34 protein-coding genes and 1 pseudogene are annotated in these 22,014 nt (G+C 58.1%); 27 read left to right on the top strand and 8 right to left on the bottom strand.

What is annotated here, in order from left to right; translation table 11 throughout:
* From JCM25156_RS29715 to JCM25156_RS26905, 10 genes are all read left to right on the top strand, one after another.
* Positions 1 to 442 (top strand): hypothetical protein (locus JCM25156_RS29715; protein ID WP_034957891.1); only part of this gene is annotated, 442 nt, incomplete at its 5' end.
* 8 nt (positions 443 to 450) lie between these two features.
* On the top strand, positions 451 to 669 hold the full coding sequence (locus JCM25156_RS00520; RefSeq protein WP_025811525.1) for a hypothetical protein: 219 nt from the start codon (positions 451 to 453) through the stop codon (positions 667 to 669).
* Between the two features lie 10 nt (positions 670 to 679).
* Positions 680 to 1,267 carry a hypothetical protein gene (locus tag JCM25156_RS00525; protein WP_025811527.1) on the top strand — a complete coding sequence of 196 codons (588 nt, stop codon included), beginning with the start codon at positions 680 to 682 and terminating at the stop codon, positions 1,265 to 1,267.
* Positions 1,222 to 1,638 (top strand): hypothetical protein, encoded by a 417-nt coding sequence (locus JCM25156_RS00530; RefSeq protein ID WP_159104940.1) that lies wholly within the window; start codon positions 1,222 to 1,224, stop codon positions 1,636 to 1,638. Before JCM25156_RS00525 ends, JCM25156_RS00530 begins: the two co-directional genes overlap by 46 nt.
* Positions 1,635 to 3,092 (top strand): glycosyl hydrolase family 28-related protein, encoded by a 1,458-nt coding sequence (locus tag JCM25156_RS00535; protein WP_025811531.1) that lies wholly within the window; start codon positions 1,635 to 1,637, stop codon positions 3,090 to 3,092. The genes JCM25156_RS00530 and JCM25156_RS00535 overlap by 4 nt, the downstream gene beginning before the upstream one ends.
* A complete protein-coding gene (locus JCM25156_RS00540; RefSeq protein WP_025811533.1) occupies positions 3,074 to 3,415 on the top strand; it encodes a hypothetical protein in 342 nt (113 codons plus the stop codon). Before JCM25156_RS00535 ends, JCM25156_RS00540 begins: the two co-directional genes overlap by 19 nt.
* 133 nt (positions 3,416 to 3,548) lie before the next feature.
* Positions 3,549 to 5,543: a hypothetical protein gene (locus tag JCM25156_RS00545; RefSeq protein WP_148299255.1), complete on the top strand. Its 1,995-nt coding sequence runs from the start codon at positions 3,549 to 3,551 to the stop codon at positions 5,541 to 5,543.
* Positions 5,544 to 5,560: 17 nt separating this feature from the next.
* The gene (locus JCM25156_RS20360) at positions 5,561 to 5,998 is read left to right on the top strand and encodes a hypothetical protein (RefSeq protein ID WP_025811537.1); all 438 of its coding nucleotides are present in this window, start codon (positions 5,561 to 5,563) and stop codon (positions 5,996 to 5,998) included.
* A gap of 1 nt (position 5,999) precedes the next feature.
* Positions 6,000 to 6,599, top strand: a complete 600-nt coding sequence (locus JCM25156_RS00555) for a hypothetical protein (RefSeq protein WP_025811539.1) — start codon at positions 6,000 to 6,002, stop codon at positions 6,597 to 6,599.
* Complete coding sequence (locus JCM25156_RS26905; protein WP_025811541.1) at positions 6,599 to 8,281, top strand: transglycosylase SLT domain-containing protein; 1,683 nt, start codon at positions 6,599 to 6,601, stop codon at positions 8,279 to 8,281. The genes JCM25156_RS00555 and JCM25156_RS26905 overlap by 1 nt, the downstream gene beginning before the upstream one ends.
* 111 nt (positions 8,282 to 8,392) lie before the next feature.
* Here the strand turns inward: JCM25156_RS26905 and JCM25156_RS28405 are convergent, their stop codons facing one another.
* A complete protein-coding gene (locus tag JCM25156_RS28405; RefSeq protein WP_148299256.1) occupies positions 8,393 to 8,689 on the bottom strand; it encodes a hypothetical protein in 297 nt (98 codons plus the stop codon).
* On the opposite strand from JCM25156_RS28405, the gene JCM25156_RS00570 reads away from it, so the two are divergent.
* The 8 genes from JCM25156_RS00570 to JCM25156_RS00605 all read left to right on the top strand — a co-directional run bounded on the left by JCM25156_RS00570 (position 8,669) and on the right by JCM25156_RS00605 (position 14,023).
* Positions 8,669 to 9,418 carry a hypothetical protein gene (locus JCM25156_RS00570; RefSeq protein WP_148299257.1) on the top strand — a complete coding sequence of 250 codons (750 nt, stop codon included), beginning with the start codon at positions 8,669 to 8,671 and terminating at the stop codon, positions 9,416 to 9,418. The genes JCM25156_RS28405 and JCM25156_RS00570 overlap by 21 nt on opposite strands.
* Positions 9,418 to 9,957, top strand: a complete 540-nt coding sequence (locus tag JCM25156_RS00575) for a hypothetical protein (protein ID WP_025811545.1) — start codon at positions 9,418 to 9,420, stop codon at positions 9,955 to 9,957. Before JCM25156_RS00570 ends, JCM25156_RS00575 begins: the two co-directional genes overlap by 1 nt.
* 32 nt (positions 9,958 to 9,989) lie before the next feature.
* Positions 9,990 to 11,201 (top strand): ATP synthase subunit B family protein, encoded by a 1,212-nt coding sequence (locus tag JCM25156_RS00580; protein ID WP_025811547.1) that lies wholly within the window; start codon positions 9,990 to 9,992, stop codon positions 11,199 to 11,201.
* A 52-nt stretch (positions 11,202 to 11,253) separates the two neighbouring features.
* Positions 11,254 to 12,432 (top strand): hypothetical protein, encoded by a 1,179-nt coding sequence (locus tag JCM25156_RS00585; RefSeq protein ID WP_148299258.1) that lies wholly within the window; start codon positions 11,254 to 11,256, stop codon positions 12,430 to 12,432.
* Positions 12,432 to 12,563 carry a hypothetical protein gene (locus JCM25156_RS31900; RefSeq protein ID WP_277909306.1) on the top strand — a complete coding sequence of 44 codons (132 nt, stop codon included), beginning with the start codon at positions 12,432 to 12,434 and terminating at the stop codon, positions 12,561 to 12,563. Before JCM25156_RS00585 ends, JCM25156_RS31900 begins: the two co-directional genes overlap by 1 nt.
* 298 nt (positions 12,564 to 12,861) lie before the next feature.
* Complete coding sequence (locus JCM25156_RS00595) at positions 12,862 to 13,440, top strand: hypothetical protein (protein WP_025811551.1); 579 nt, start codon at positions 12,862 to 12,864, stop codon at positions 13,438 to 13,440.
* Positions 13,428 to 13,760 (top strand): hypothetical protein, encoded by a 333-nt coding sequence (locus JCM25156_RS00600; protein WP_025811553.1) that lies wholly within the window; start codon positions 13,428 to 13,430, stop codon positions 13,758 to 13,760. Before JCM25156_RS00595 ends, JCM25156_RS00600 begins: the two co-directional genes overlap by 13 nt.
* Positions 13,760 to 14,023, top strand: coding sequence for a hypothetical protein (locus tag JCM25156_RS00605; protein ID WP_148299259.1), 264 nt, complete (start codon positions 13,760 to 13,762; stop codon positions 14,021 to 14,023). The genes JCM25156_RS00600 and JCM25156_RS00605 overlap by 1 nt, the downstream gene beginning before the upstream one ends.
* A 391-nt stretch (positions 14,024 to 14,414) precedes the next feature.
* Here the strand turns inward: JCM25156_RS00605 and JCM25156_RS30330 are convergent, their stop codons facing one another.
* From JCM25156_RS30330 to JCM25156_RS00620, 3 genes are read right to left on the bottom strand one after another with little or no spacing between them, the layout of a single operon-like run.
* Positions 14,415 to 14,909: a hypothetical protein gene (locus tag JCM25156_RS30330; protein WP_025811555.1), complete on the bottom strand. Its 495-nt coding sequence runs from the start codon at positions 14,907 to 14,909 to the stop codon at positions 14,415 to 14,417.
* Positions 14,910 to 14,935: 26 nt separating this feature from the next.
* Entirely contained in the window at positions 14,936 to 15,220 is a 285-nt protein-coding gene (locus JCM25156_RS00615; RefSeq protein ID WP_025811557.1) for a helix-turn-helix domain-containing protein, read from the bottom strand.
* A complete protein-coding gene (locus tag JCM25156_RS00620; protein ID WP_025811559.1) occupies positions 15,189 to 15,401 on the bottom strand; it encodes a BrnT family toxin in 213 nt (70 codons plus the stop codon). The genes JCM25156_RS00615 and JCM25156_RS00620 overlap by 32 nt, the downstream gene beginning before the upstream one ends.
* Before the next feature lie 288 nt (positions 15,402 to 15,689).
* Here JCM25156_RS00620 and JCM25156_RS28410 point away from each other — a divergent pair, with 288 nt between their 5' ends.
* Both JCM25156_RS28410 and JCM25156_RS28415 read left to right on the top strand, forming a co-directional pair.
* Positions 15,690 to 16,553 (top strand): DUF6731 family protein, encoded by an 864-nt coding sequence (locus JCM25156_RS28410; RefSeq protein WP_148299260.1) that lies wholly within the window; start codon positions 15,690 to 15,692, stop codon positions 16,551 to 16,553.
* Positions 16,554 to 16,560: 7 nt separating this feature from the next.
* A complete protein-coding gene (locus JCM25156_RS28415) occupies positions 16,561 to 17,004 on the top strand; it encodes a hypothetical protein (protein WP_148299261.1) in 444 nt (147 codons plus the stop codon).
* A gap of 102 nt (positions 17,005 to 17,106) precedes the next feature.
* Here JCM25156_RS28415 and JCM25156_RS28420 read toward each other — a convergent pair whose 3' ends face one another.
* Positions 17,107 to 17,388 (bottom strand): hypothetical protein, encoded by a 282-nt coding sequence (locus JCM25156_RS28420; RefSeq protein WP_148299262.1) that lies wholly within the window; start codon positions 17,386 to 17,388, stop codon positions 17,107 to 17,109.
* 69 nt (positions 17,389 to 17,457) lie between these two features.
* Entirely contained in the window at positions 17,458 to 18,114 is a 657-nt protein-coding gene (locus JCM25156_RS29720; protein ID WP_084296381.1) for an Arc family DNA-binding protein, read from the bottom strand.
* A gap of 20 nt (positions 18,115 to 18,134) precedes the next feature.
* On the opposite strand from JCM25156_RS29720, the gene JCM25156_RS30335 reads away from it, so the two are divergent.
* Complete coding sequence (locus tag JCM25156_RS30335) at positions 18,135 to 18,959, top strand: phage antirepressor (RefSeq protein ID WP_025811561.1); 825 nt, start codon at positions 18,135 to 18,137, stop codon at positions 18,957 to 18,959.
* A 7-nt stretch (positions 18,960 to 18,966) separates the two neighbouring features.
* Positions 18,967 to 19,233 carry a hypothetical protein gene (locus tag JCM25156_RS00650; protein WP_025811562.1) on the top strand — a complete coding sequence of 89 codons (267 nt, stop codon included), beginning with the start codon at positions 18,967 to 18,969 and terminating at the stop codon, positions 19,231 to 19,233.
* 157 nt (positions 19,234 to 19,390) lie between these two features.
* On the opposite strand, the gene JCM25156_RS27350 is transcribed toward JCM25156_RS00650, so the two are convergent.
* Positions 19,391 to 19,822 (bottom strand): type II toxin-antitoxin system PemK/MazF family toxin, encoded by a 432-nt coding sequence (locus JCM25156_RS27350; RefSeq protein WP_025811563.1) that lies wholly within the window; start codon positions 19,820 to 19,822, stop codon positions 19,391 to 19,393.
* A gap of 28 nt (positions 19,823 to 19,850) precedes the next feature.
* Positions 19,851 to 20,150, bottom strand: coding sequence for a HigA family addiction module antitoxin (locus JCM25156_RS00660; RefSeq protein ID WP_025811564.1), 300 nt, complete (start codon positions 20,148 to 20,150; stop codon positions 19,851 to 19,853).
* Positions 20,151 to 20,229: 79 nt separating this feature from the next.
* Here JCM25156_RS00660 and JCM25156_RS00665 point away from each other — a divergent pair, with 79 nt between their 5' ends.
* The 5 genes and pseudogenes from JCM25156_RS00665 to JCM25156_RS00685 all read left to right on the top strand — a co-directional run bounded on the left by JCM25156_RS00665 (position 20,230) and on the right by JCM25156_RS00685 (position 22,013).
* Positions 20,230 to 20,541 (top strand): hypothetical protein, encoded by a 312-nt coding sequence (locus tag JCM25156_RS00665; protein WP_025811565.1) that lies wholly within the window; start codon positions 20,230 to 20,232, stop codon positions 20,539 to 20,541.
* Positions 20,541 to 20,915, top strand: a complete 375-nt coding sequence (locus tag JCM25156_RS00670) for a hypothetical protein (protein ID WP_025811566.1) — start codon at positions 20,541 to 20,543, stop codon at positions 20,913 to 20,915. Before JCM25156_RS00665 ends, JCM25156_RS00670 begins: the two co-directional genes overlap by 1 nt.
* Positions 20,878 to 21,336, top strand: a complete 459-nt coding sequence (locus JCM25156_RS20380; RefSeq protein ID WP_242402350.1) for a cell wall hydrolase — start codon at positions 20,878 to 20,880, stop codon at positions 21,334 to 21,336. Before JCM25156_RS00670 ends, JCM25156_RS20380 begins: the two co-directional genes overlap by 38 nt.
* Positions 21,333 to 21,682 (top strand): annotated as a pseudogene (locus tag JCM25156_RS20385) (hypothetical protein). The gene JCM25156_RS20380 and the pseudogene JCM25156_RS20385 overlap by 4 nt, the downstream one beginning before the upstream one ends.
* The gene (locus JCM25156_RS00685) at positions 21,669 to 22,013 is read left to right on the top strand and encodes a hypothetical protein (protein WP_025811567.1); all 345 of its coding nucleotides are present in this window, start codon (positions 21,669 to 21,671) and stop codon (positions 22,011 to 22,013) included. The pseudogene JCM25156_RS20385 and the gene JCM25156_RS00685 overlap by 14 nt, the downstream one beginning before the upstream one ends.
* Position 22,014 lies beyond the last annotated feature (1 nt).

Here is a 22,014-nt window from a genome sequence, read left to right on the forward strand (position 1 = left end):
TTCGAGCGGTGGTTCGGGCTATGCCACCGCCCCGGCGGTCACCCTGTCCGGTGGCGGCGGGACGGGGGCCACAGCGACGGCCACGGTGGAAAACGGCGTTGTCACGGGCATTACGGTCACCAACGGGGGTTCGGGATATGCATCCGCGCCCACGGTCTCGATTGCAGCCCCCGCCGATCCGACGATGGATGTGGCCGTGCAGATTTCGCAGGACGGGGCGGACTGGGACACGCTTGAGGAATTCCCCGGCATCGACCTGACCGTGCTGAGCCAGCGCACGCCCTTCCTCGTGCGCGCCAAGCCCGCGTTTTCCAACACGCTCTACCGCTACATGCGCCTGACCTACACGGCGTCCGTGGCACTTGACGCGGGCACGGTGACGGCTGGCATCAATCTGGATGTTCCCGCGAACGTCCCCTATCCCCGCAACTACGTGGCGTGAGGCGTATCATGGCGAAATACAAGGTTCTCACCCGCAGCTACATCGGCGGCAAGATCAGGGAAGCGGGGGAAGTCATCGAGTATGGTGGCAACCCCGGTTCAAACCTGGAACCGATGGATGCCGCTGCCGAAAAGAAGCGGGCCGAATACCAGAAGCTGGTCGGCCAGCGCATCAGCGCGTCCGATCCCCGTTTCATCGCCACGATGATCGAAAAACAGGGCCAGTAAGGGCCGCGCCGTGACCACGCAGATCGATCTGTGCAATGCGGCGCTGCTGCGGGCGGGAACGCGCAGCACGATCACGTCGCTGACGGATGGATCGGCCGAGGCGACCGCCTGCAATGCGTTCTGGCAGATGTGCCTTGATACGCTGCTCTCGGCCTATCAATGGCGTTTCTGCCGCGTTACGGCCACGGGCGAGGGAGCGGCCAGCACGGACCCGCAATGGCGCTACGAGTTCCAGCGTCCATCCGATTGCGTGACGGTGCATGCGGTCCTGTCCGCGCGGATGCCGCGTCATCCCCCGATGGACCGACAGGCCCGGAACGCGCTGTTCCACGCCGCACTGCCATTTGGTGAGGGCGTGGGGACGGCCGGCACGGACACGACCGGGCCGGTCATCCGCACCAACCATGCCAGTGTGCAGGTGCAGTATGTCTCCAACGCGCAGCCCATTGACAACTGGCGCCAGCAGTTCCGCGAGGCGTTCACATGGGCGCTGGCGGCCGAGATCGCCATTGCTGTAACAGGCAACGGCGAGATCGCGGCCAGATGCGCGGCATGGCCGCACAGACATTGCAGCAGGCCATGCAGGCCGATCAGGTGATCGAGCAGCAGAATACCGACTACGTGCCCGACTGGATCAGGGTGCGCGGCATGGCGGCGCTGCGCGATGAATGGCGGCCGATCCGGTCGGTGAACGAGACTTTCCCCGGCGGCTTTATCGTGGGCGACAGCGCGGCAGCCAGCCCGACGCCTGCTTACCTGACGCCTGCGGATACACTGAACGGCGTGCCGGATGCGGGCATACCCGTCAGGGCCATCGCCAACCGCGACAGTCAGTATATCCCGGCCACGACACCGGACAGCCGCATTGGGATCCTCGCCATTGGCGGTAGCCCTGTCGGCTGGCGCAGGCCATACCACAATGCAATCTCCCTGGGGAATGAACCAGGGGGCGGAGAAACCGAAGAATGAAACGTTTCCTCCTGGCTGTGCTATGCCTTGTCTGCATGACCGCGCAGGGGCGGGCACAGTCCTTTCCGGACTGGCACCAGAATTACATTCCGACAGTGAAGGAGTGGCAGGACTGGTGGGCACGGAAACTTGACATCAACGGAGATGGCTCGGGCCTGAAGTGGGGGAATTACAGCCTCCCCGACCTTCTTGATACCAAGGTAGACGTGTCAGGGGGAAAATCGACAGGACAGACCCTGACGACGCCCACGATTTCCGGCGGCCAGTCGGTCAACCAGACCCTCACGACGCCGACCGTCACGAACGGCGCGATTACGGCGGCATCGTTTACCTGCCAGAATGCCGCCGCCTGTGTGCTGTCCACACTTATACAGTATTCGCCCTCATGGGCGCAGGCGACCGAGCGCACGTTGCTGCTCAGGCTTGAGGATACCGTGAGCGTCAAGGACTTCGGGGCCAAGGGGGATGGTGTCACAAACGATGACGCCGCCATCCAGAATGCGCTTGCGGCGATCTGCGCGCGCAGCCCGAACCCCGGCGGTGAACTGTTCTTCCCGGCGGGGGATTATGTCGTTTCCGCTGCTACCGGTCATTCCATCCCGTGCCCGGGCGTGACCATTCGCGGCACTGGCGGCGGCGCGCACCAGCCGGGGGGAAGCCGTTTTCTGGTGCAGGGAAGTGGAAGCGCCTCCCTGTTCCAGTTCAACGCGCCGTTGCAGGGCCTGTATTTTTACGGTGGGCGCGTCACTTCGGTGGCGTTCAGTTTCGCGAATACGACTGAGGCGGTGACCCAGACCGGGTATGCGGTTGAGTTCGACCACTGCGCCGGTTGTTTGGTGGATCACGTATATTCGTGGGGTGCGTTCAATCTGTTCAAGGCGTATTCCGGCTTCAAGAACAGGTTCCATGACTTTTATGGCGCGCAGATGGCGTCTTCCGCCGCGCTGGATGGCGGGTATGCCGTCACTTTTACGGGCGATTACTGCACGGCCGGTCCTTCTGGCTGTGCGACGCGCGGGGACGTGACGGAGATATTCGATTTCCATGTGGATGAAATGCTGTCTTCGGATACAGGGTTTGTGCCCGGAAGCTGCATCCACATATCCGGCTTTGCCGCGACGACATGGATTCGCAATGGCACATGCAACCAGTCCCATATCGGGGTTAACATTGATTGCCCCTCTCCGATCTCGATAGGGGAGTGCCCGCAGTTCATCCACATCGATCGCCTGGAAACCGAGATAAACGCGATGACCAACCCCAGCGGGTCGACATGTCTGGTGGGGACCGATCTGGTGCATCTGGAGGCATATTCGTTCCAGTGCTTCGGCTACAACAAGCCCCAGAACCTGATCCGGCTATCTGCTTCGGGCGCTTTCAACGGCGTGGGGCATGTCGAGTTTTATGGCGGCAAGGTCGAAGGCGCGGCGGCGTCGTGCGTCACGGCCGCGTGAAGGATTTCAAGTTCATTGGCGGCGATATCATGGGGTGCAACCAGAGCGGGGGGACATACTCCGCAACGGCGGATACCTTTGGCATCCTGCTTCAGATGCAGGCGGATGGCGTAGGGGCCGACTCCGGTTCCTTCGTGGTCACCGGCGTCAATTTCTGTGGCGGCGCGGATGAAACCAACCCCACGACAATGGGCGCGGCCCGCATCGACCTCAAGGTGGCTTATGGCGCCATCACGGGCAATGTGTTCCGGGGGTGCGCCGGGGGTGTTGCGGACAATTCCACGGAAGCGGTGAACGTAACCGCCAACAACACGGGGCCGTGACGGTATGGCCCCGCAATCTCCATCCGGCCCCAGGCCCGCCATCGCCTGTCGGCAGGCATTCGCGGCAGGAATCATTTCACCCATGCTGCGCTTCCGTTCAGATATGGAAAAGTGGCAGACAGGAGCATGCCAGTTGACGAACTTCTTTGTCCATGTGCAGGGCGGGGCGAGCAACCGGTCCGGAATGCAGTTCATCGGCGCGGTGAAGGATGTGGCCAATCTGCCCCGGCTTGTGCCCTTCATCTACAATAACACACAGTCCTATGTGCTGGAGATGGGGGGCGGCTACATCCGTTTCATTTCCGATGGCGCGTACCTGACCAATACGGATGGCAGCCTGTATGAGGTTGCAACGCCCTATGCCGTGGCGGATGTCTGGAATATCCGGTGGGTGCAGTCGGCGGATGTGCTGACCATCGCGCACCCGTCCTATCCGCTCTATAATCTCTCGCGCGGCGGGGAGACGGACTGGACGCTTTCCGAAATCTCGTTCGCCGCGGGCATAGCGGCGCCTGCCGGCGTCAGCGCCGCAGCCACGAACGGAAATGCGGGGAATACCGGAACGACGCCGGGCATTTCGTCCGTCACCTATGATTATGTGGTGACGGCGGTCTCCATCGCGCTGAACAGTGAAAGCAATGTCTCGGCCACAGCTTCGGTCACGAACTACAATATCGGCTATTACACCGAATACGGGAACTACAATACCGTTGACTGGGCGGCTGTTTCCGGTGCGGATTATTACAACATCTACCGCAAATATGCCGGTTCCTATGGACTGATCGGCTCGACAACCGACCTGACCTTTCAGGATGCCGATTATGAGCCGGATACGGCGATCGGTCCCCCCACGCATGAAGACCCGTTCAGCGGCAATAACCCGGCCTGTGTGTCCTATTTCCAGCAGCGCCGGGTGTTTGGGGGATCGGCATCCGACCCGCAGACCATCTGGATGACGCGCTCGGGCAACTATACCAACATGGACGTGGCCAACCCCGTCAAGGATGACGATGCCATCACGGCGACCATCGCGTCGCAGCAGGTCAACCAGATCAGGCATATCGTGCCGATGGCGGATCTGATCATCTTCACGGCGGGAAGCGTATGGAAAGTCAGCGGCGGCGATGCGGGCAAGGTTATCACGCCCGGGAATGTGACGGTTACGCCGCAGATGTTCGTGGGGGCGGCCGATACCCTGCCGCTGCCCATCGACCAGGACGTGCTGTTCGTTGAAAGCAAGGGCAGCCATGTCCGCGACCTGCAGTATGATTATTATGCCGCCGTCTATAATGGCACCGACCTTTCGGTTCTGGCTGACCATCTTTTCTATGGATACACCATAGACGACTGGCGGTTCGCGCAGTTCCCGTTCAATATCGTGTGGGCCGTCCGCTCGGACGGGACGCTGCTGGGCCTGACCTACCTGAAGGAACAGCAGATATGGGCATGGCACCAGCACACCACGACCAATGGAAAGTTCAGGGCCGTCACGGTCGTTCCTGAAGAAACCGAGAACGGTGTGGTGGAGGATACCGCCTATTTCGTGGTTGAACGCACGATCAACGGCGAGAGCGTGGCCTATGTCGAGCGCCTGCGCACACGCCAGCTTGGCGCGGCCAACAGCGACATCACGAAGTCATGGTTCGTGGATGCCGGGCTGCAATACACCGGCGCGCCCGTCAGCACGGTATCGGGGCTGTCCCATCTTGAAGGAGAGACCGTTTCCGCCTGCATTGATGGCAGGGGCTATACCGGCCTGACCGTCACGAACGGCGCGGTCATCCTGCCGGTGGCGGGCAGCACGGTCACGGTCGGGCTGCCAATCACGGCGCACCTGCAATCCCTGCCGCTGGACCTTGGCCAGCCACCCCAGTTCAGCCGCCGCAAGCGGGTCAGCAAGATCTACACCACGCTCTACAATACGGCGGGCATCGAGGTCTCGACTGATGGCGGCACGCGCACGCGACCGGTCGGGAGCGCGGCCACATCCGGAACCCTGTCGTCGGACGTGCAGTTCGTCATTCCCGCGGCGAACTGGGACCAGTATGGCAAGATCGATGTGTTCCAGAATTACCCGCTGCCCTGCACGGTGACGGGTCTGGATGTGGATGTCGAGGTCGGGAACTGATTACCGTCCGCGCCGCCGTGCCGGATGACGCGGACCTGATCGCGCCCATCCTGCGCCCTGCGGACCGGCAGGAGGTGGCGCGTACGTCACCCCTTCCGGTCGCCATGTCCATCCGCCACAGCATCGCGCATTCCGCCGTGGCCGCCGTCATGCTGGATGATGACAGGCCGCTGGGCGTGTTCGGCCTGGTCGAGCCGGTGATGCTGGACCCGTCCATTGGTTGCCCGTGGATGATCGGCACCATGCACCTTGGCCGCCACCGAAAACTGTTCCTGCGCGAAACCCGGCGCTGGGTGGAGGAATGGCGGCGCACCCACACCGTACTAACAAACCGGGTGGATGCCCAATACGTGCAGGCCATCCGCTGGCTGCGCTGGCTCGGGTTCACCATCCATGACCCGGAGCCGGTTGGCGTTGGCGGTGCGCTGTTCTGCCGTGCCGAGATGAGGGGATGACATGGGTGTCGCATCGGCCGGGCTGGGTGCAGCCGGGTCACTCTTTGGTGGTGTAGGCTCGATCCTTGGCGGCATATCGGAGGCCAGCCAGGACAGATACGAAGCCCGCATCGCCCAGCAGAACGCCAACATGGCGGGAAACGATGCCGATGTGGCGCTGGATCAGGGCGATGTGGCGGCCCAGCGCGCCTATCAGGAGGGGGCGCAACGTCTTGGCGCGCAGCGTGCGCAGATGGCGGCCAATGGCACGGTCCTGAACGGTGGTTCCGATCTGGATGTACAGAACGCCATCGCCATGACCACGGGGCAGAATGTGGCGGGCATCCAGTATAACGCCAATGCCCGCGCGCTGGATTACCGCAATCAGGTGGTCAATTTCGATAACGAGGCGGCAGCGGACAGGAAGGCCGCCAGTTCCGCCATATTTGGCGGCGCGATGGGGGCGGCCGGAAGCCTGATCGGTGGCGCCAGCCAGTTCGCGGACAGGTGGGATGACATGAAGGACATGGGCGCGCTTGAGGGAAGCGGCACCAGTAGTGCCGGACAGTCGTGGAATAACTGGGCACAGCGGTATTCCAACTATGCCGGGGGCGTTGGCTGATGGCGGAGCCGGTTTTCAAGCCGGGCGGCGAACTGCCCGGCGAAATCCCCAATGGATACCTTGAGGCCAATGCCCGGCCCGGCGCGTTCGGCAGCAACATTGCCGAAGGGTTCTCCCGCATTGGCGAGGGGATGGGTCAGGCATCCGACAATCTGCAGCAGATTGCCCAGCGTCGGGCGCAGCAGACCAACATGCTCGCGCTCAATTCCGCCAACAATATCCATCAGGCAGCCGTGCAGAAGATCATGTATGGCGATCCGGACGATCAGGAGAATTATCCGGGCTTCCTGAACCTGAAAGGGCAGCAGGCGGTCTCGGCTTATCCGCAGGTCCAGCAGCAACTGGATCAGGCGCAGAAAGATGCCGCCGGCACTCTGACAAATGAGGCGCAGTCCCGTCAGTTCACGATGGATAGCACGCGCTACCAGCAGATGATCAATGCCCAGGTTCTATCGCATGTCGGCCAGCAAACAGATGCATGGTCTGACAGGGAGGCGCAGGCACAGGCTGATAATGGCATCCAGATTGCGGCAGGCGACTACAAAAACCCGAGCGCGCTCAGTCTGGGATGGGGGCAGGCGCAGCGCGCAACGGTCAACCGGATGGTGGAGCAGGGCTTTAACCCGAACGATGTGGCTACTCACACCGCCGTACTGGCTGCCCATTCCAAATTCGTCAAGACAATCGCGCAGGCCCATCTGGCCGATAACGATGCGATCGGCGCGCAGGACTTCGTAAATGCCAACCGCGCCAATATGCCACAGCAGGACTGGGCCGAACTGACCCAGGGCCTGCAGCCGCATGTCTGGCACCAGCAGGGGAAGATGGCCTACTACGCCGCCATGGGGCAGGCATCCGGAAACGTCTACGCCATTCCGAAGGGGAATAGCCCGGATGACACGTTCTCTGGCATGGTCCACAACGAAAGCGGTGGCCACCAGATGGGGGCGGACGGCAAGCCGCTTACGTCCAGCAGGGGGGCGGTTGGTATGGCGCAGCTCATGCCCGATACCGCCCGGCAGGTCGCGCAACAGTCCCCCCTTGGCTGGGATGAAAACAGGTTCAGGAACGATCCGAACTACAACCGTGCTCTCGGTCGGTTCTATTTCGACCAGCTATGCCAGAAGTATGGCGGCAACCAGACGCTGGCCTGCGCCGCGTATAACGCCGGGCCGGGCCGCGTTGACCAGTGGGTGAAGGATATTGGCGACCCGCGCACCGGTGCCGTCAGCGATGCTGATTTCGTCGCGGCCATCCCGTTTGATGAAACCCGCAATTATGTCTCCCGCACGGGTGCGGCACAGGCCGAACCCGGCGGCCCAACGTCCCGCATCCCTCCTGACTGGGATAAGGTGGCGCAGGGCATCGCCGCATCGCCCTATGATGACGAAGCCAAGGCGTATGGCTATGAACTTATGCGGCAGGGCAAATCCATATGGGCGACAACCGCGTCATCCCATATGGCCGACATCAAGGACCGCTTTGCCGGGGCGAATGATGCCTACCTGCATGGGAACGATGTGCCCGATGCTCCGACTGATCAGGAAATAGACCAGTGGTTCCCGCCCGAGCAGGCCCAGCAGATGAAGGACAGCCTGAGCGCATCACGGCAGGCATCCGTAGCTACAACGGCACACGTTATGCCAGCCCGGCGGAGCGTGTCCGGACATTGCGTCAGGTGACAGACCTGACCGGTGCCGATGCCCAAGATTACAAACAGCGCCAGCAGGTTGCAACACGCTATACGGCAATGGCGCAGGCCAATGAAAAATCCCTGCATGATGATCCGTGACCTATGTGGCCAATAGCCGGAAGTTCAGGCAGCCACGCAGCAGGCTCAACAGGCGCAGCAGTCGGGTGACGCAGCCCAGATCGCGCAGGCACAGCAGAACCTGTTCCGTGCCAGCAGCACAGTCCAGTCCCGCATGGGGGTGGCGCAGCCGCGCATCCTGACCAACGGCCAGATCTCCACCATTACGGATGGGCTGAGCCGCGTCCCATCCGGAGAGGATCTGCGCCCGCGCTTTGCTCAACTCCGCCAGCAGTACGGGAACTATTATCCGCAGGTCATGGCTGAAGCCGTGCAGCATGGAAAGCTTGATCCGGTCTATGGCGTCATGGGCGATATGACCGAACCGTCTCAGGTTCAGGCATCAGCCGATATGCATGCAGCCATGGGAATGAAGCTGGAGGACATGCAGAAATCAGCCGGGATGGAGGGTAAAAAATTACAGGCCGGTGCGAATGCTGATCCCATAGCAGATAGGTTGAATGCCTATCATCTGACCACCCTGAACACGGCAGGGGGTGACCAGCAGTATCGCGCCACGTATCAGGCAGTTCAGCGGCTGGCCACATTCTACGTCATGCATGGTCAGACTGCCCATACCGCCATCAGCAATGCAGTCAATGGTCTGATTTACAACAAATACGATACATCCGGCACGATACGCTTCCCCAAGGGTCAGGTCTCCAAGTCTCAGGTTCTGACCGAGACGCGGGCCGCGCTGGACAACCTGAAACTGGGCGATCTGGCGCCCGTTCCGGGCAACGCGAACCTGACAACCGAAGATCGGCAGCGATATACCCTGTATGGGGCGAAATCCCTTGGACAATGGGTTCCGGATTATGCGACCCAAAACCTGTATCTCCAGATCCCTTCGCGCAACGGCGCTATCCCTTACACTGTCATAAGGAAGGACGGTAAGCCTGTATCCGTCTCTATGGAAGGGATACGGCGCGGGGACTATTCCAGCCTCAATCCATATAGCGATACCGCCCTTGATCGGATGGAAGCCAGCCGGAAGGGAGCGAAGTAATGGCTGATGCCCCTTTCGGTGGCCCGCTACAGAATGACGCGATCCAGAATGCTGGCACGGATATCCTGCCATCCAGCATGGGGGACAGCATTGGGAATGCCTTTCTTCAGGGTATCGACCAGGCACCTGTCAACGAATTTGCGGATTTCGTGCGGCACAGGGCTGAAGCATGGTCGCCATCCGCCCGGATGCTCAGCGCGGATGAAGCCAATGACCGTTATGGAATGGACGGCCTGAAGTTTGACCGGCCCATAGCCGATACCGTCGCGGCGGACCTGCACGACGCCCATCACATCCAGACCGTGCGGCAGGCCGTGATTGATGGAGGTGAGGGTGGTGCGCCGGGAAGCGTGGGCCGATGGGCCGCAGGCTCCCTGCCTCAGTTTATCGATCCCCTCAGCACCGCGTCATTCTATGTCCCGGAATGGGGGCAGCCCGCATTGGGGCCGCTCTGGGAGATACGGCAGCCGGTGCCGCATGGCGTGGGGCTGGTTCGGCATTTGAACAGAGCTGGTCGGGAAAGGCGGCGCAGGGGGTAATTTCCGCTACTGCCGGATCGGCCGCCGCCGCTGTGCCCGAATATTACCTCAGCCGTGATGAGCATAATGACCAGACCATGGCGGAAATGCTGACCAACATTGCGTTTGGTGGCCTGCTTGGCGGTGGCTTTCATCTTGCCGGGGCAAGGTTGTCTGGGTGGAGGCCGGGCGATCCGATACCAGATCTGAATGCGCCGCCGACGCTGGACGAAATGGCGAACCCGGTGGCCGACAGGGTTGAGGCGGGTGGCCCGGATGTGGCGGACGCCATGCTGCGGGATGCCATCGCATCTCATGTGGAAGGCACGCCGAACGAAGCTGGCCAGATTGCAGATACGATTGATCCCCGAAGCGCGGAGCCGACAGAAGAACCGCCCCCTTCAATTCAGGATGGGTGGGCAGGGCAGCAAGACCCGGCAGGTGAATTCGACAACACACCCATCTCTGAACCGGTTACGGTTGGTCATGTGCCCGAAGGTATTCCGGGCGTGGAACCACTTCCCATCCGCCTGGAGGAAGGGTTTCATACCGGCCCGCATAAAGGAATGGGCCGCGCGCATATTGCTGCCGAGCATGGGGCGGAACTGCATGCCGCCGGGTATCCTGATGTTGTTTCGGCCGTAAAGGATATTGCGAAGGGCACCAACGAAATCCGTCGCAACGAGGATGGGCAACTGTTCGTCATCAAGCGGATGCCGAACACGTCAAACCGCAAATCGCATGGCACGCTTATCACGTCGCTGCGCCCGCACCCTGATGGACACTACACGGTCATAACATCCGGCAGGTTCAAGGGAGCCTATCTCAACAAAAGGGAATTGCTCTGGCAGGCGGAGCACCCCGCCGCCACACCCCCGTCCGGACCGGGGGCCTCATCTGGTGATCCGCCGCAGGAAGCGTCCGGTTCGGCAGACCTGTCAAGCGCTCGAGGCCAGAGCAATCTGAATATACTCTCGGATGCCGCCCGTCGCAACAAGATTGAGGAAAGCCCTGAAATCACCGCTTCCCGCCGGGCTGCCGCCAAGACAGTGCAAGATGCGCCGACTGTAGCAGAAACCGAAGCCGGGAAACAGCTTTCCGAGGCGCAGGCCGACCTTGCCCGTATCCGTGAACAACTTGGCGACGACGCCAAGCATAGCCCGGAATTGGCTGGTCTCGATAAAAACGACGCGGAAATAGAAAGCATGGCACGCGCCGTGCAGGCCGCCGCCACATGCATGATTGGAAAAATGACCAATGGCTGAAGGTGCATACCGGCACTGTTTCGAAACCGCAGCGCGCGCCGCCGGACGCGCCTTGTCCGAAGACGAACTGTACAATCTGTTCTCACGGGCGCAGGGCCGCATCAGACGGCTTGTGCGGGAAGGCATGTCCCCACGTGATGCCGCCATGCAGGCCGGGAAGGATCTGGCGGATGAAGCGCGTCTGGCTCACATAAACGAAAAGCGTGCCGCTGCCTTCAATATCGCTGCCGCGCGTGGTCTGGATAATGCCGTGCGGGCAGGGCATGAGGTGCAGGATATCCGCGCGACCCTGACCGGGGTGGAAGGGAATGCCCGCGGTCTGGCCTATTCCGTTGATGCAGCGATGAAGGGCGCATCGGCTGAAATACTTGGCCGGATCGAGGCGGACCTGAAAAAAGCTGGCGTGCTTGAGGCCGCGACGCGAGGGGACCACGCATTCGATCAGGACGTGGCAACCGAACTCTACCGGATTGAAGACCCGGCCAGTGCGCCTGATACCCGTAATCCCGCCGCGCAGAAGGTGGCCCGCATCTTCCGCCGGTATCAGGAAGAGGCGCGCCTGCGACAGAACAAGGTCGGGGCATGGATCGGGAAGGTCAAGAATTACATCGCGCGCCAGAGCCATGATATCTACAAGATTTCTGCCGCGACGGCCGATGAATGGACATCCTTCATCAAACCGTTGCTGGATCCGGATACCTTTGCGGACGTGACCGGTAATGTGGATGAATGGCTGCGTGGGGTTTACGAGAACCTTGCAACAGGCGTGCATGATACCAGAAACGGGCTGGGTGTAGCGGATGGCTTCCGTGGCCCCGGAAACATGGCCAAGAGGGTCAGCCAGGAACGTATTCTGCATTTCAGGGATGCCACGTCATGGATGGCTTATCAGGACCGCTTTGGCCAGGCCAATCTCATGCATACCGTCTTGGCGGATATTGCGCGCGGAGTGGAAAACGCGGAACTGATGAACCGCTTTGGCACGAACCCCGAAGTCATGTGCAGGAACTGGATCGACCGCGCCATTGCCCGCGCGAAGGAACGGGGTGACCACAGAACGGTAAAGGCCCTGCGCACGGACTGGAATGAACGGATATTCGATACCATTACCGGCATGGCCAACCATCCATCCAACACCACGCTGGCCAAGATATCGCAGATGACGCGCATGGCTAATCAGGTCCAGATGCTCGGCGGTACCTTATGTCATCCTTGCCAGATGTGGGGGTGATGATGGGCATGCTCCGGCATAATGGTATCGGTATCATGGAGAGTTTCAGCAGGCTGGTGCGCGGCCTTCTACCCGAAGGTAAAGAAAGCCAGCATGTGGCCGAACTGCTTGGCGTGGGTCACGACGCCTGATGGGGGATATCGCGTCCCGCTTTCAGGCGGAGGATGGGCATATGGGCAAGCTGTCTGACGCAGTAGCCCGTTTTCATCGCCTGACCGGGCTACAATACTGGACAGATGCCATAAAGCGCGGGGCTGCGCTCATGCTCAGCAACAACCTCGCCCGGATGGTGGATCGTGATTTTTCGGGGTTGCCGGGACATATGCAGGTCGCCCTGCGTCGTTACGGTATTGAGGATGCTGAATGGCAGGCCATCCGTAAAAGCAGTCTGGTCGCGGCAGATGGTCGCAGCTACGTGCTGCCAGCCACATGGGCGACCTGTCCGATGAAGCGGTTGCGCACATTGATGCCAGGCCGGAGTGGGTTAAGGAAGAACTGCAACGCAAGCTGCGTACCTATATTAATGACCAGATCCGCGAAGGCATGTCGGAAGGCGCGGCAGGTACGCAGGCAATGGCCACGTGGGGCACCCAGCGCGGCACGGCAGCGGGTGAGATTGCCCGGACAATCATGCAGTTCAAGGCTTACACCCTGAATTTCATGGCCCGCAGCATGAAGCGCGAACTGATGCGTATGGGGCCGGGCAACGTGACGGGTGATATGAGGGGATTTCTACAGGGCGTAAGGCAGGGCGCGGACGTTCCCGGTCTGGCATGGCTGATTGCCACCACTACGACACTCGGGTATTTTGCAATGACCCTGAAGGAACTGGCCAAGGGCGCGAGCCACGCACGGCGGACAATCCGGCAGACTATACCAAGCTGGTCATGGCAGCGGCGGCGCAGGGTGGCGGAGCAGGAATTTTCGGGGACTTCCTGTTCGGTGATGCCAACCGTATGGGCGGCGGAATGCTGTCCACAGCAGCAGGACCGACCATGGGCAACCTGAATGATGCCGCCAACATGTTCAAATCCATCCGTGACGGATACCTGAACCGGGGCTTTGCCGGCGGCAATCAGGAAGCCGCCAGCGAGGCCCTGCGCTTCGCCATGAACGATGTGCCGTGGGCCATGGTCACCCCCCGGGCCGCAGTCCTGAATACCTTCTATGCCAAGGCCGCCATGCAGTATCTGGTCTATTACCGACTACAGGACATGATGAACCTCGGCTATCTGCAACGGTATCAGGACAGGGTGCAGCGGGAGAATAACCAGTCGTTCTGGCTGTCGCCTAGCTGGAGTCCCTATCAGGCGATGGGGGCGAACTGATGAAAAGATCAGGAATGGAATTCATCAGCAGCAAGCCGGAAGATATCAAGGCATTCTACAGATTCTGTGCTGCCCTGAATATCAGGAAGAACAATCTTAAGCGCGCATCGGTCTGCCTTAGTTATGCCGGCGAGGATCTGCCACGGGCGGACCTGCATAATTATGCGTCGCTTTGGGATCAGGAATGGCGGTCAGTTGTGAAGCATCCAAGGGAACAAGAATCTCTGGATGTTTACCGCCAGGCACAGGCCTCCATTCGATGACGATATAGGCGCGCCATCAATGTAGATGAAATCTGCAATATGAATTGCGGGTGGTGACCCACCCCTTTCAAGGACGCAGTAGGTTTTATAAATTTCGCCGGTGAATGGTTGGCTGCTCATCTTGCAACTGTTCCTGATCGGCAGGAGTCGCGTCAACGCACCTCACCGCTGGTCAAAAGGGGAAGCTGGCCCAACGGCCCGATGTGCATTGGTGATCGTCGGACAAGGAAATTGTGGGGAGAGTGACGTACCGGCAAGGCATCCCGGTAACCTTGCATGGCGATCCGGTTCGAAAACCGTCCTACGGCAGGCTGAATTATACCGTGTCACGGCGCGTCGTGGTGTGGAGGAAGAGAGGGGATGCCTCGAAGATACTCCAGCAGGAATCTGCTTAACGGCGCGGTTGCTGTTCCACGGTTTTTGATATCTCCGCCAATCTCAACAATGTAGCCAGCAGAACACGGGGCGCGCCCCTCATGCCGTCATAGCCTTCCGTTTCCTTTATGCTGACCATGGCATCAAGTAGCCTGTAAGCAGGACCATCGCCATTGGAGATAACTTCACTGATTGCATCCAGATCAAGCGTGAGGAAGCGTAGGCCATGTTCGCGCTTATCGTTCAGTGCATCCAGGGCGTCAGTGAAATAGGGATCTTCGGTCCAGCTTTTCATGAGTTCTCTATCAGATATTTTTAAAGAGGAATCATCCTTGGAAGCCGGCAGGTCAGCAAGAGTTTTCCACGCATTACGGACGACAGACCGGGCAGGCCAGGCATTGCGGAAATCCGCTGCCGTCAGTTCGGGACTGTCGGGGTCCGCTGCAATGCCACGGTTGATCCGGGCATCTTCCTCGTTCGTTGGCATGATGATTTCAGGTTTGCGCGGCATGGAACTTTGCCTCCCGTTGAATGGCCTTATTCAGCAGCCACCGCATCAGCAACCATATCCGGATGCAGGCCGATCACGCGCACGTAGGCGATGGCAAAATCTGGTGCGCTGACACGGGCCTGTTCCCAGTCGCGCAGCGTACCCACCGGCACGCGGAAACGGCTGGCGAATTCCGCCTGCGACAGGCCCAGTGCCGTCCGTGTCCGGCGGATTATCCGGGCACGCTGGCCCCGGTCCATGCCTTCCTGCGTGACAGGAAAATCTTCCGGGTCAGTGGGATCAGCAGGAAGAATGATAGGATCGTTCTTCACCTGTGTTGCTCCTTCTTACGGAAATGAAGCGGGGCAGATCATCCCGCCAGACAAACACGCCGGTAAACAGCTTTTCACCAACCAGACCGACAACCTTGAAACGCTCTTCATTGTCTTCCGGCCGGATCGAGGGGATGATCAGATGGTTGTCATCCTTGGCAGGATCAAAGCTGCTTTCCATAGAAGAGATTATACGGGATTTCCGTAGTCTCCGCTCCTGACCTCGCCCGGCTCATAGCGGCCTTTCCAATTGTTCCTGTGCGAGCGCCCGAAATGTATCCGTTCGACAGATGCTACATAAAAAAGAAATTATTATATAATAATATCAAATAATTCCTCATAAATTTCATCGAGTATTGAATTACATTTATCTTATTATCGAATAATTATTAAATTTGCGCGAATCAAACACAAAGATTAGCGTCCTGCCTCATGATGGTAATATAGTAAATATTATGAGGGACACTCGGTGAAAATACATGCATTCAAAGTTTACGACCGGAATGGTTTAACGCTTTCTAACATTGTTGATTATATAAATGGTCTTCCGCTGGAGGATCGTTTTGTAAATGTCGGAATGCATAAAATTCGACTTGAAGAAGCAAAAAAAACAAAAAGTAATGGCTGGTACTTAAATTTTTCTCAGGCTAGATATTATGGCCCTGGCAGATTGAGTCCAGAAAATCCGATTAGGGATTTTGATCTGGAGGATTTTGAAGATTTTGGAGAGGAAACCGCGGCCGTATATTCGGATAAGTGTAAAGCGTTAATTGTTCAATACAATCATTATGGCGCACGCTTTAATAATATATCTTCATACTTGTCATATTTTTGCAATGTTATTTCGAATGGAAAAGAAGATTGTGGATTCAATATTATTCCAATAATGCAGCCGGGTGCTATAGATAAGCTTGACAAAATGAGTTTCGTTAAAAAATTTAAGTGTAAAATACATATACCACATAGCGATGATGGCGCAGTTTTAAACAACAAATCGTTGAGTGATATAATAGAAAGTGATTTGGTTTCCTACGGAGATGTCTTGAATCTTGAGATTTCCTCATCTCGAGGAAAAGAAAAAAAACTTCCTGCGAGAGTTGTAAGATCTGCCATTAAGGAAATTATTTCGTCTGGTATAGATGTTGATGTGTTGCAAGTTGATGGATCCGTTGATGAAGACAGCCCAAGAGAGCCCCTGGATTTACTGGAATCCCGTCTCGAACAAAATGTATCAGTTCCATTAGGCGAAAATAGAAGGCTACCTCTTGAAGAAAGGTGGAGTGCCTTAGTCGGAATTTTTAAACAGTGGCAGCACGATGGTGTGTTGGAGTAAATAAACAATGGCAGGTCGAAAATTTGAAAGGTATGGCCCATATATAGTCGCAATTGCATCCGGCGGAATATGGTTTATTTCAGGTTTTTCTTTGCCCAAAGATCCTTCAGGATTGCTGGGGGCCTCAGCAACACTAGCTGCTGTCTTTGCCGGCTTCCTTGGAGTGTCGCAGGGCTTAATACTGACTATTAAAGACAGCGAAGTATATGGCGCTCTTAAAAAAACTGACCTATTAGGACTGCTATTTGAATATTTAAAAGAAGGTATATCTGGCTCTGTAATGTTTGCCATTATATCTGTTGCTGGTTTTTTTGTAGCTCCTCAAGGTCAGCATATGTCTGCGGGTATTGTGCGTGGATTTGGCTGCCTATGGGCAGCATCCGGAGCTTACTCTTGTATGACATATCAAAGAATAACAGGAATAATGTTTAAATTATTAAATAAAGTGTAGGGAAGTAAATTTAAAAATTATTTTAATGTTGCCGTTATGCAGGACTTCATCCGCCTAGTGCTAAGATGCTCTTTCCCTTGGGGGCGGCTTTTTGCTATCAGCTCAAGGGCACGCTCTTCCATGTGGCATTTTATATCTCAAAACCTGCTCCGCCCCGCCGTCAATAATATCTCTGAACGGGGTTAGCCCATTCGGAACTTCCCCGTAAAACTTCACCCATCTTCTGCCATGCCGGACATGGGCAATATACATCTGGTCAGATGAAGAATTGGATTGCGTGTCCTGAACCAGAAATAGACATGCCCTGTCTGGAGCATCTTTGGGGTCTATCGCAACGAAGCGATATTCTTTGCCGCTTTGGCCAGTCAGGGTCTTTTCTTGCATGAAGGCTCCTGATTACAACCAGAATAGTATTCCACTCTACGCGGCTTTTTTCTGTCCGATATGGTATCCTTATTTTTTAGCCTCTAAAATCTCCAGCATAGCGATACATCTATCGAGATGCTTCTGAGCGCGTTTGACTTCGTAACGCGAGAGAGCCTTTTCGAGATCACCTGCACTAGGATCGCTCTCAGCAAAGTCGACCATTTCCTGGGCATGCTCAAGCGCATCGTGAGCAAGGGTAACATTAACTCGGGCGTAATTTAGATCTGGCGGCGGTTTGCTATGCAGGGCAAAGATGTCATCTATATTTTGAGGAATAAAAGATTCCTCAAGCCTTTGTATGATCTCCGCATTCATGGAATGCGAGCGCGCGTCAGCCGCCGCCTTCAGGCGATCCAGAAGATCTCTCGGCATACGCAGGGTTATGGGCACACGGCGCTCATCAGTCATGCAAAACACTAACCACAATGGTTGCACTTTTTCAATTGACACCAAAATGGTTGCTCTGCCATATGATGGATGAAACCATTTTGGTTGCGCGAGGAGGAAATGACAGAAACCGTAAGCATCACTTTCCGAATGGACCGGTCCCTCCTTCGTTACCTGCGCGTACGGGCGGCGAAGAATGATCGGAGTATCAACAAAGAATTTTTGAGCATCGTCCGCAATCTGGCGGAAATGGAAAAGGCGTCGGACCAGCCTGGCAGCAATTCCGACGCCTCTCATGCTGAATAAGGAAAACAGCTATGACGACACATAACACACTCGATACCAACAAATCCAGCATCATTCCCTTCGCATTCAAGGGCCACGAAATCCGCACTGTTCTGGTCGATAGTGAACCCGCGTTCGTCGGCAAGGACGTATGCGATCGCCTCGGATATGCCGATTCGAACAATGCCATGAAGCTGCATTGTAAGGGGGTGGTAAAACGCCACCCCCTTAGGACGTCCGGCGGAACGCAGAACGTACGCATCCTGTTTGAGCCTGACGTGCTGCGCCTCATCATCAAGAGCAGGCTGCCCGAAGCGGAAGAATTTGAGCGCTGGGTGTTTGAGGAGGTTCTGCCTTCCATCCGCAAGACGGGTGGCTACAGGACCATTAAAGCCCCAGCCAACATGGTCGAAGCCCTGACGCTGGCGCTTGAGCAGCAGAAGGCGCTTGAGGCCAAGGATCAGGAAATTGCGGAACTGGCTCCGCAGGCTGGGGCGCTGCAGAAACTGGCATCCCTCGAAGGTGTCCATAACCTGCGTTCCGCGGCCCAGCAGTGCGGGTGGCCGGAGCGGAAGTTCATCAACCGCCTGATCGAACTCGGCTGGCTCTATATCCACAGCGTCACGGGTCGCAAGTGCGCCTATGCCGACAAGATCAAGGCAGGTCTGATGGAGTCCAAGAATGTCGAGGTCAAGCGGAGCGGCTATGTTGAAGGCGTGGGCCAGCCGATGATTACGCAGAAGGGGCTGGCGAAGATCAGGACGATCATCGGGGATGTGCCGGAAGATGACACCACGCTGGCGGCCGAACTAGCCAGAAGGCTACCCCGCGCCCTTTCGCGCATCGCTCGGGAGTGACACCGACATGAAGCAGGATATTGCACAGGCTACAGATTTCCAGCCGCAGAAGCCCGATTTCTTTGAAGATGCGCAGCCCCTGCCTGCCAATGAAGTCGCCGGTGAGTTGGGTAAGGCGCTGGCTGTCTGCACCCGCATCTATCATGAGCCTGACCGGGCCAATACCGATAACTGCGAACGCAGCCTGCGGTCTGCCGCGCATGGCATCATGCAGATGTGGAATGACGTGCAGCGGATCAAGCTGGAGCGGGCCCGGCAGTTAGGCCGAGCCTGAGGATTGATCGCTAGAATCAAAAAGGCCCCACCTCGGAAGGTGGGGCCGTCAATGGTCTAGCTTGGAATCGCCATCACATCCGCCACCCGAAGGTGGACTTGAGGCGCATAGCCATGACGTAACCGCCGAAAGCTACCGCAAGCACACAGAATGTAGGTCACTTCAGCGCGGGTATCAAGTAGGCGAGATCGAGCGACACGAGAATCGCTTCTCTGATTAATTTCATCTGGTCCAAAGGCATGCGAATCTGGACGTATTTACGCCTGCCGGTTTTGATGCAGCGTCCGTCATAGGGAAGGTTCAGGCGGTCGTAACTGACAACGCTCATCATGTCAGCCTTCGCCCATTTGATCTGGCCAGGGAATGGCTCCGGAGGGCTTTGTCCGATATCTATTTTTACCTGATAGGTCACGCCCGAGCATGCGGGCGTGGTGCTTAAGGGCACAACTGAGCAAAGTCTGTCCCTTTTTGGCAATCGGGAATTGACCACGACTACCAACCGCTCTTTGACCATTTCTGGAGGGACAAATCCGGTATTATAATTGCATCGGAGAATATCTCCCACGCGCGGAGGGTAATTGAGGGGCATGACTCGCTAAAATCAGTGGCTGGGTGATCTATTTACCATCGCCCGTGATGGAACAAAATCCATCATCAAGGGTGTGGCCATGTGTCATGTTCCATGCCATCTGCATGCGCATCAAGGTATCGGCCTTCACGCCGAATGCCTTTTCAAACCGGATCGCCATATCGGCGGACAGGTGGGTGCGGCCGTTCAGCAGGGCGCTCAGTGCCTGCCGCGATACCCTGAAATGTTCGGCCAGATCCTTGATCTTCAGGCCGTGGGGCTCAACCAGTTCCGTCCTGATCCAGCCGCCGACGCTTACGGCGAGGGACGGGTGCATATCAAGTGCCATGATAGTTCTCCATCTCTCCACACCGTACTAACAAACTACCCATACCCCGAAATCCTGACCATTCAGTTTCGGGGACGGCATGCGCTTTTTTCACCTTCTGGCAGCCGCCAGCCTTCTTGCCACGGTGCAGGCGCATGCCGCGCCCACATCGCCCGAACAGCATGGGCTGTTTGATGGTGGGAACTTCCCGCCCGAGGCCGGTGGCATCGCCACCCAGGCTGATCTGTCCGCTTATGCGCCACCATCTTTCACCTATGCCGAGCTGCCCGCATCCAGCGATCAGGTGATCCGCTGCACGGATTGCTATATCGGCAGCGGCAGCAAGGGCGTGCTGGTGCTGTGGAACGGCAGCGCGTGGACGGGCGTGTCCGGTGAGGCGGTATCCCACTGATGTCTGATCCCCGATATGCCACGGTCGAGGAGGTCGCCGTGGTGCGTGAGCGCGTGGCCCGTGTGGAGGGCGTGCAGGACAACCTGCGCGACGACATGAAGCACCAGAACGCGCTTCTGATGCAGGCGGTCAACGATAACGCGGCCGAGACACGCCGGGAGATGAACGACCGGTTCAGCGCCCTGCAGGAAAAGCAGGACAATCGGGACAACGATCTTTCATCCCGTCTGGGGCGTATCGAGGAACGGGAGGCCGCCCGCGACAAACGGATGATGTTCTGGGCTGTCCTGATTACCGGCCTGCTGGGCTGGGGGCAGATCGGGGATGCCGCATGGCGTGGCGTCTGCCACCTCTGGCACGGGATGTTCGGCTGATGCTGGACGCCACCGCCATAGATATGTCCGCCATGACCGCATGGGGCGAGGCGAGGGGGAAGGCCCGCACGGCATGCAGGCGGTCCTGAACGTGATCGGCAACCGGGCCGCACGGCCCGGCTGGTGGGGCACGGACATTACATCCGTATGCCGCGCGCCGTGGCAGTTCTCCTGCTGGAACCCCGGCGATCCCAATGCCGCCAGGCTGGCCTGCCTGAACCAGTCCGACCCGCAATACCGCGTGGCGCATGAACTGGCCCTGTCGCTGGTTGCGGGAACGCTGGTGGACCTGACGGACGGGGCCGACAGTTACTACCGGCACGGCAGCCCGGTGCCGATATGGGCCAGCCCCCGGTTTTTCATCAAGACAATCGGCCATCACGATTTCTACCGGATCGGCCTGCATGGAGACGGCAAATGAATACAGCCGCGAAATTCGGCGGCCTCGGGGCTGTCATCGCCATGATGCTGGAATATGTGCCTGCACAGTATGACCTGTACGTGGCTCTCTTCATCATCGCCTGTGGCGCCGCCGCCGCGATGGTCCCGCCGCCGCATGCAGCAGCTGGTGGGCTGTTGTCTATCAGGTCATGACCACCATCGGCCTGAATATCGGATGGGCGGAGAACCACTTCAAGCCGGGGCAGAGCGCCGTGCGCGTGCCGGTGGCTGACAAGCCTGCAGCGAAACAGGCTGTAGCCTCGGCAGGCATCCCGGTCCTGAACAAAAAGGGCCAGCCGGAGCAGGCGACCAATGGGAACGCCTGACCCCATCCGGCGGCCGGACCGCTTCGACGCCGGGAAATACCTGACCCGGCGCGCGACTGCCGTGGCGATTTCGAACGCAACGGATCCGATTACCAAGGCGCTGGATGCCTTCGCATCCAAACTTTCCAGCGACGGCAGCGAGTATTCTGGCGAGTCGTCAGGAACCCTGACCGGCGTGTTCGAGGGAACTGTCCAGATCGGCACGCCGCCAGCCTCGGTAACGGCAAGCGGCGCGCCAGGCCAGATCATTTTCGCCGCGTCCGGCATCTATCTCTGCACCGCCACGAATAGCTGGGTGTGCTTCGTACCCGGCGCGTGGCCGACTCCATGAG

The sequence above is a fragment of the Komagataeibacter kakiaceti JCM 25156 genome, assembly GCF_000613305.1.

Bases quoted from the DNA above. Each gene is read 5' to 3' on its own strand.
- JCM25156_RS00520 (WP_025811525.1), top strand. From the start codon at position 451: ATGGCGAAATACAAGGTTCTCACCCGCAGCTACATCGGCGGCAAGATC.
- JCM25156_RS00530 (WP_159104940.1), top strand. From the start codon at position 1,222: ATGGCCGCACAGACATTGCAGCAGGCCATGCAGGCCGATCAGGTGATC.
- JCM25156_RS00535 (WP_025811531.1), top strand. From the start codon at position 1,635: ATGAAACGTTTCCTCCTGGCTGTGCTATGCCTTGTCTGCATGACCGCG.
- JCM25156_RS00555 (WP_025811539.1), top strand. From the start codon at position 6,000: ATGGGTGTCGCATCGGCCGGGCTGGGTGCAGCCGGGTCACTCTTTGGT.
- JCM25156_RS26905 (WP_025811541.1), top strand. From the start codon at position 6,599: ATGGCGGAGCCGGTTTTCAAGCCGGGCGGCGAACTGCCCGGCGAAATC.
- JCM25156_RS00570 (WP_148299257.1), top strand. From the start codon at position 8,669: ATGGCTGAAGCCGTGCAGCATGGAAAGCTTGATCCGGTCTATGGCGTC.
- JCM25156_RS28405 (WP_148299256.1), bottom strand. From the start codon at position 8,689: ATGCTGCACGGCTTCAGCCATGACCTGCGGATAATAGTTCCCGTACTG.
- JCM25156_RS00575 (WP_025811545.1), top strand. From the start codon at position 9,418: ATGGCTGATGCCCCTTTCGGTGGCCCGCTACAGAATGACGCGATCCAG.
- JCM25156_RS31900 (WP_277909306.1), top strand. From the start codon at position 12,432: ATGATGGGCATGCTCCGGCATAATGGTATCGGTATCATGGAGAGTTTC.
- JCM25156_RS00595 (WP_025811551.1), top strand. From the start codon at position 12,862: ATGGGCGACCTGTCCGATGAAGCGGTTGCGCACATTGATGCCAGGCCG.
- JCM25156_RS00600 (WP_025811553.1), top strand. From the start codon at position 13,428: ATGGGCAACCTGAATGATGCCGCCAACATGTTCAAATCCATCCGTGAC.
- JCM25156_RS00605 (WP_148299259.1), top strand. From the start codon at position 13,760: ATGAAAAGATCAGGAATGGAATTCATCAGCAGCAAGCCGGAAGATATC.
- JCM25156_RS30330 (WP_025811555.1), bottom strand. From the start codon at position 14,909: ATGCCGCGCAAACCTGAAATCATCATGCCAACGAACGAGGAAGATGCC.
- JCM25156_RS00620 (WP_025811559.1), bottom strand. From the start codon at position 15,401: ATGGAAAGCAGCTTTGATCCTGCCAAGGATGACAACCATCTGATCATC.
- JCM25156_RS28415 (WP_148299261.1), top strand. From the start codon at position 16,561: ATGGCAGGTCGAAAATTTGAAAGGTATGGCCCATATATAGTCGCAATT.
- JCM25156_RS28420 (WP_148299262.1), bottom strand. From the start codon at position 17,388: ATGCAAGAAAAGACCCTGACTGGCCAAAGCGGCAAAGAATATCGCTTC.
- JCM25156_RS29720 (WP_084296381.1), bottom strand. From the start codon at position 18,114: ATGAGAGGCGTCGGAATTGCTGCCAGGCTGGTCCGACGCCTTTTCCAT.
- JCM25156_RS30335 (WP_025811561.1), top strand. From the start codon at position 18,135: ATGACGACACATAACACACTCGATACCAACAAATCCAGCATCATTCCC.
- JCM25156_RS00650 (WP_025811562.1), top strand. From the start codon at position 18,967: ATGAAGCAGGATATTGCACAGGCTACAGATTTCCAGCCGCAGAAGCCC.
- JCM25156_RS27350 (WP_025811563.1), bottom strand. From the start codon at position 19,822: ATGCCCCTCAATTACCCTCCGCGCGTGGGAGATATTCTCCGATGCAAT.
- JCM25156_RS00660 (WP_025811564.1), bottom strand. From the start codon at position 20,150: ATGGCACTTGATATGCACCCGTCCCTCGCCGTAAGCGTCGGCGGCTGG.
- JCM25156_RS00665 (WP_025811565.1), top strand. From the start codon at position 20,230: ATGCGCTTTTTTCACCTTCTGGCAGCCGCCAGCCTTCTTGCCACGGTG.
- JCM25156_RS00670 (WP_025811566.1), top strand. From the start codon at position 20,541: ATGTCTGATCCCCGATATGCCACGGTCGAGGAGGTCGCCGTGGTGCGT.
- JCM25156_RS00685 (WP_025811567.1), top strand. From the start codon at position 21,669: ATGGGAACGCCTGACCCCATCCGGCGGCCGGACCGCTTCGACGCCGGG.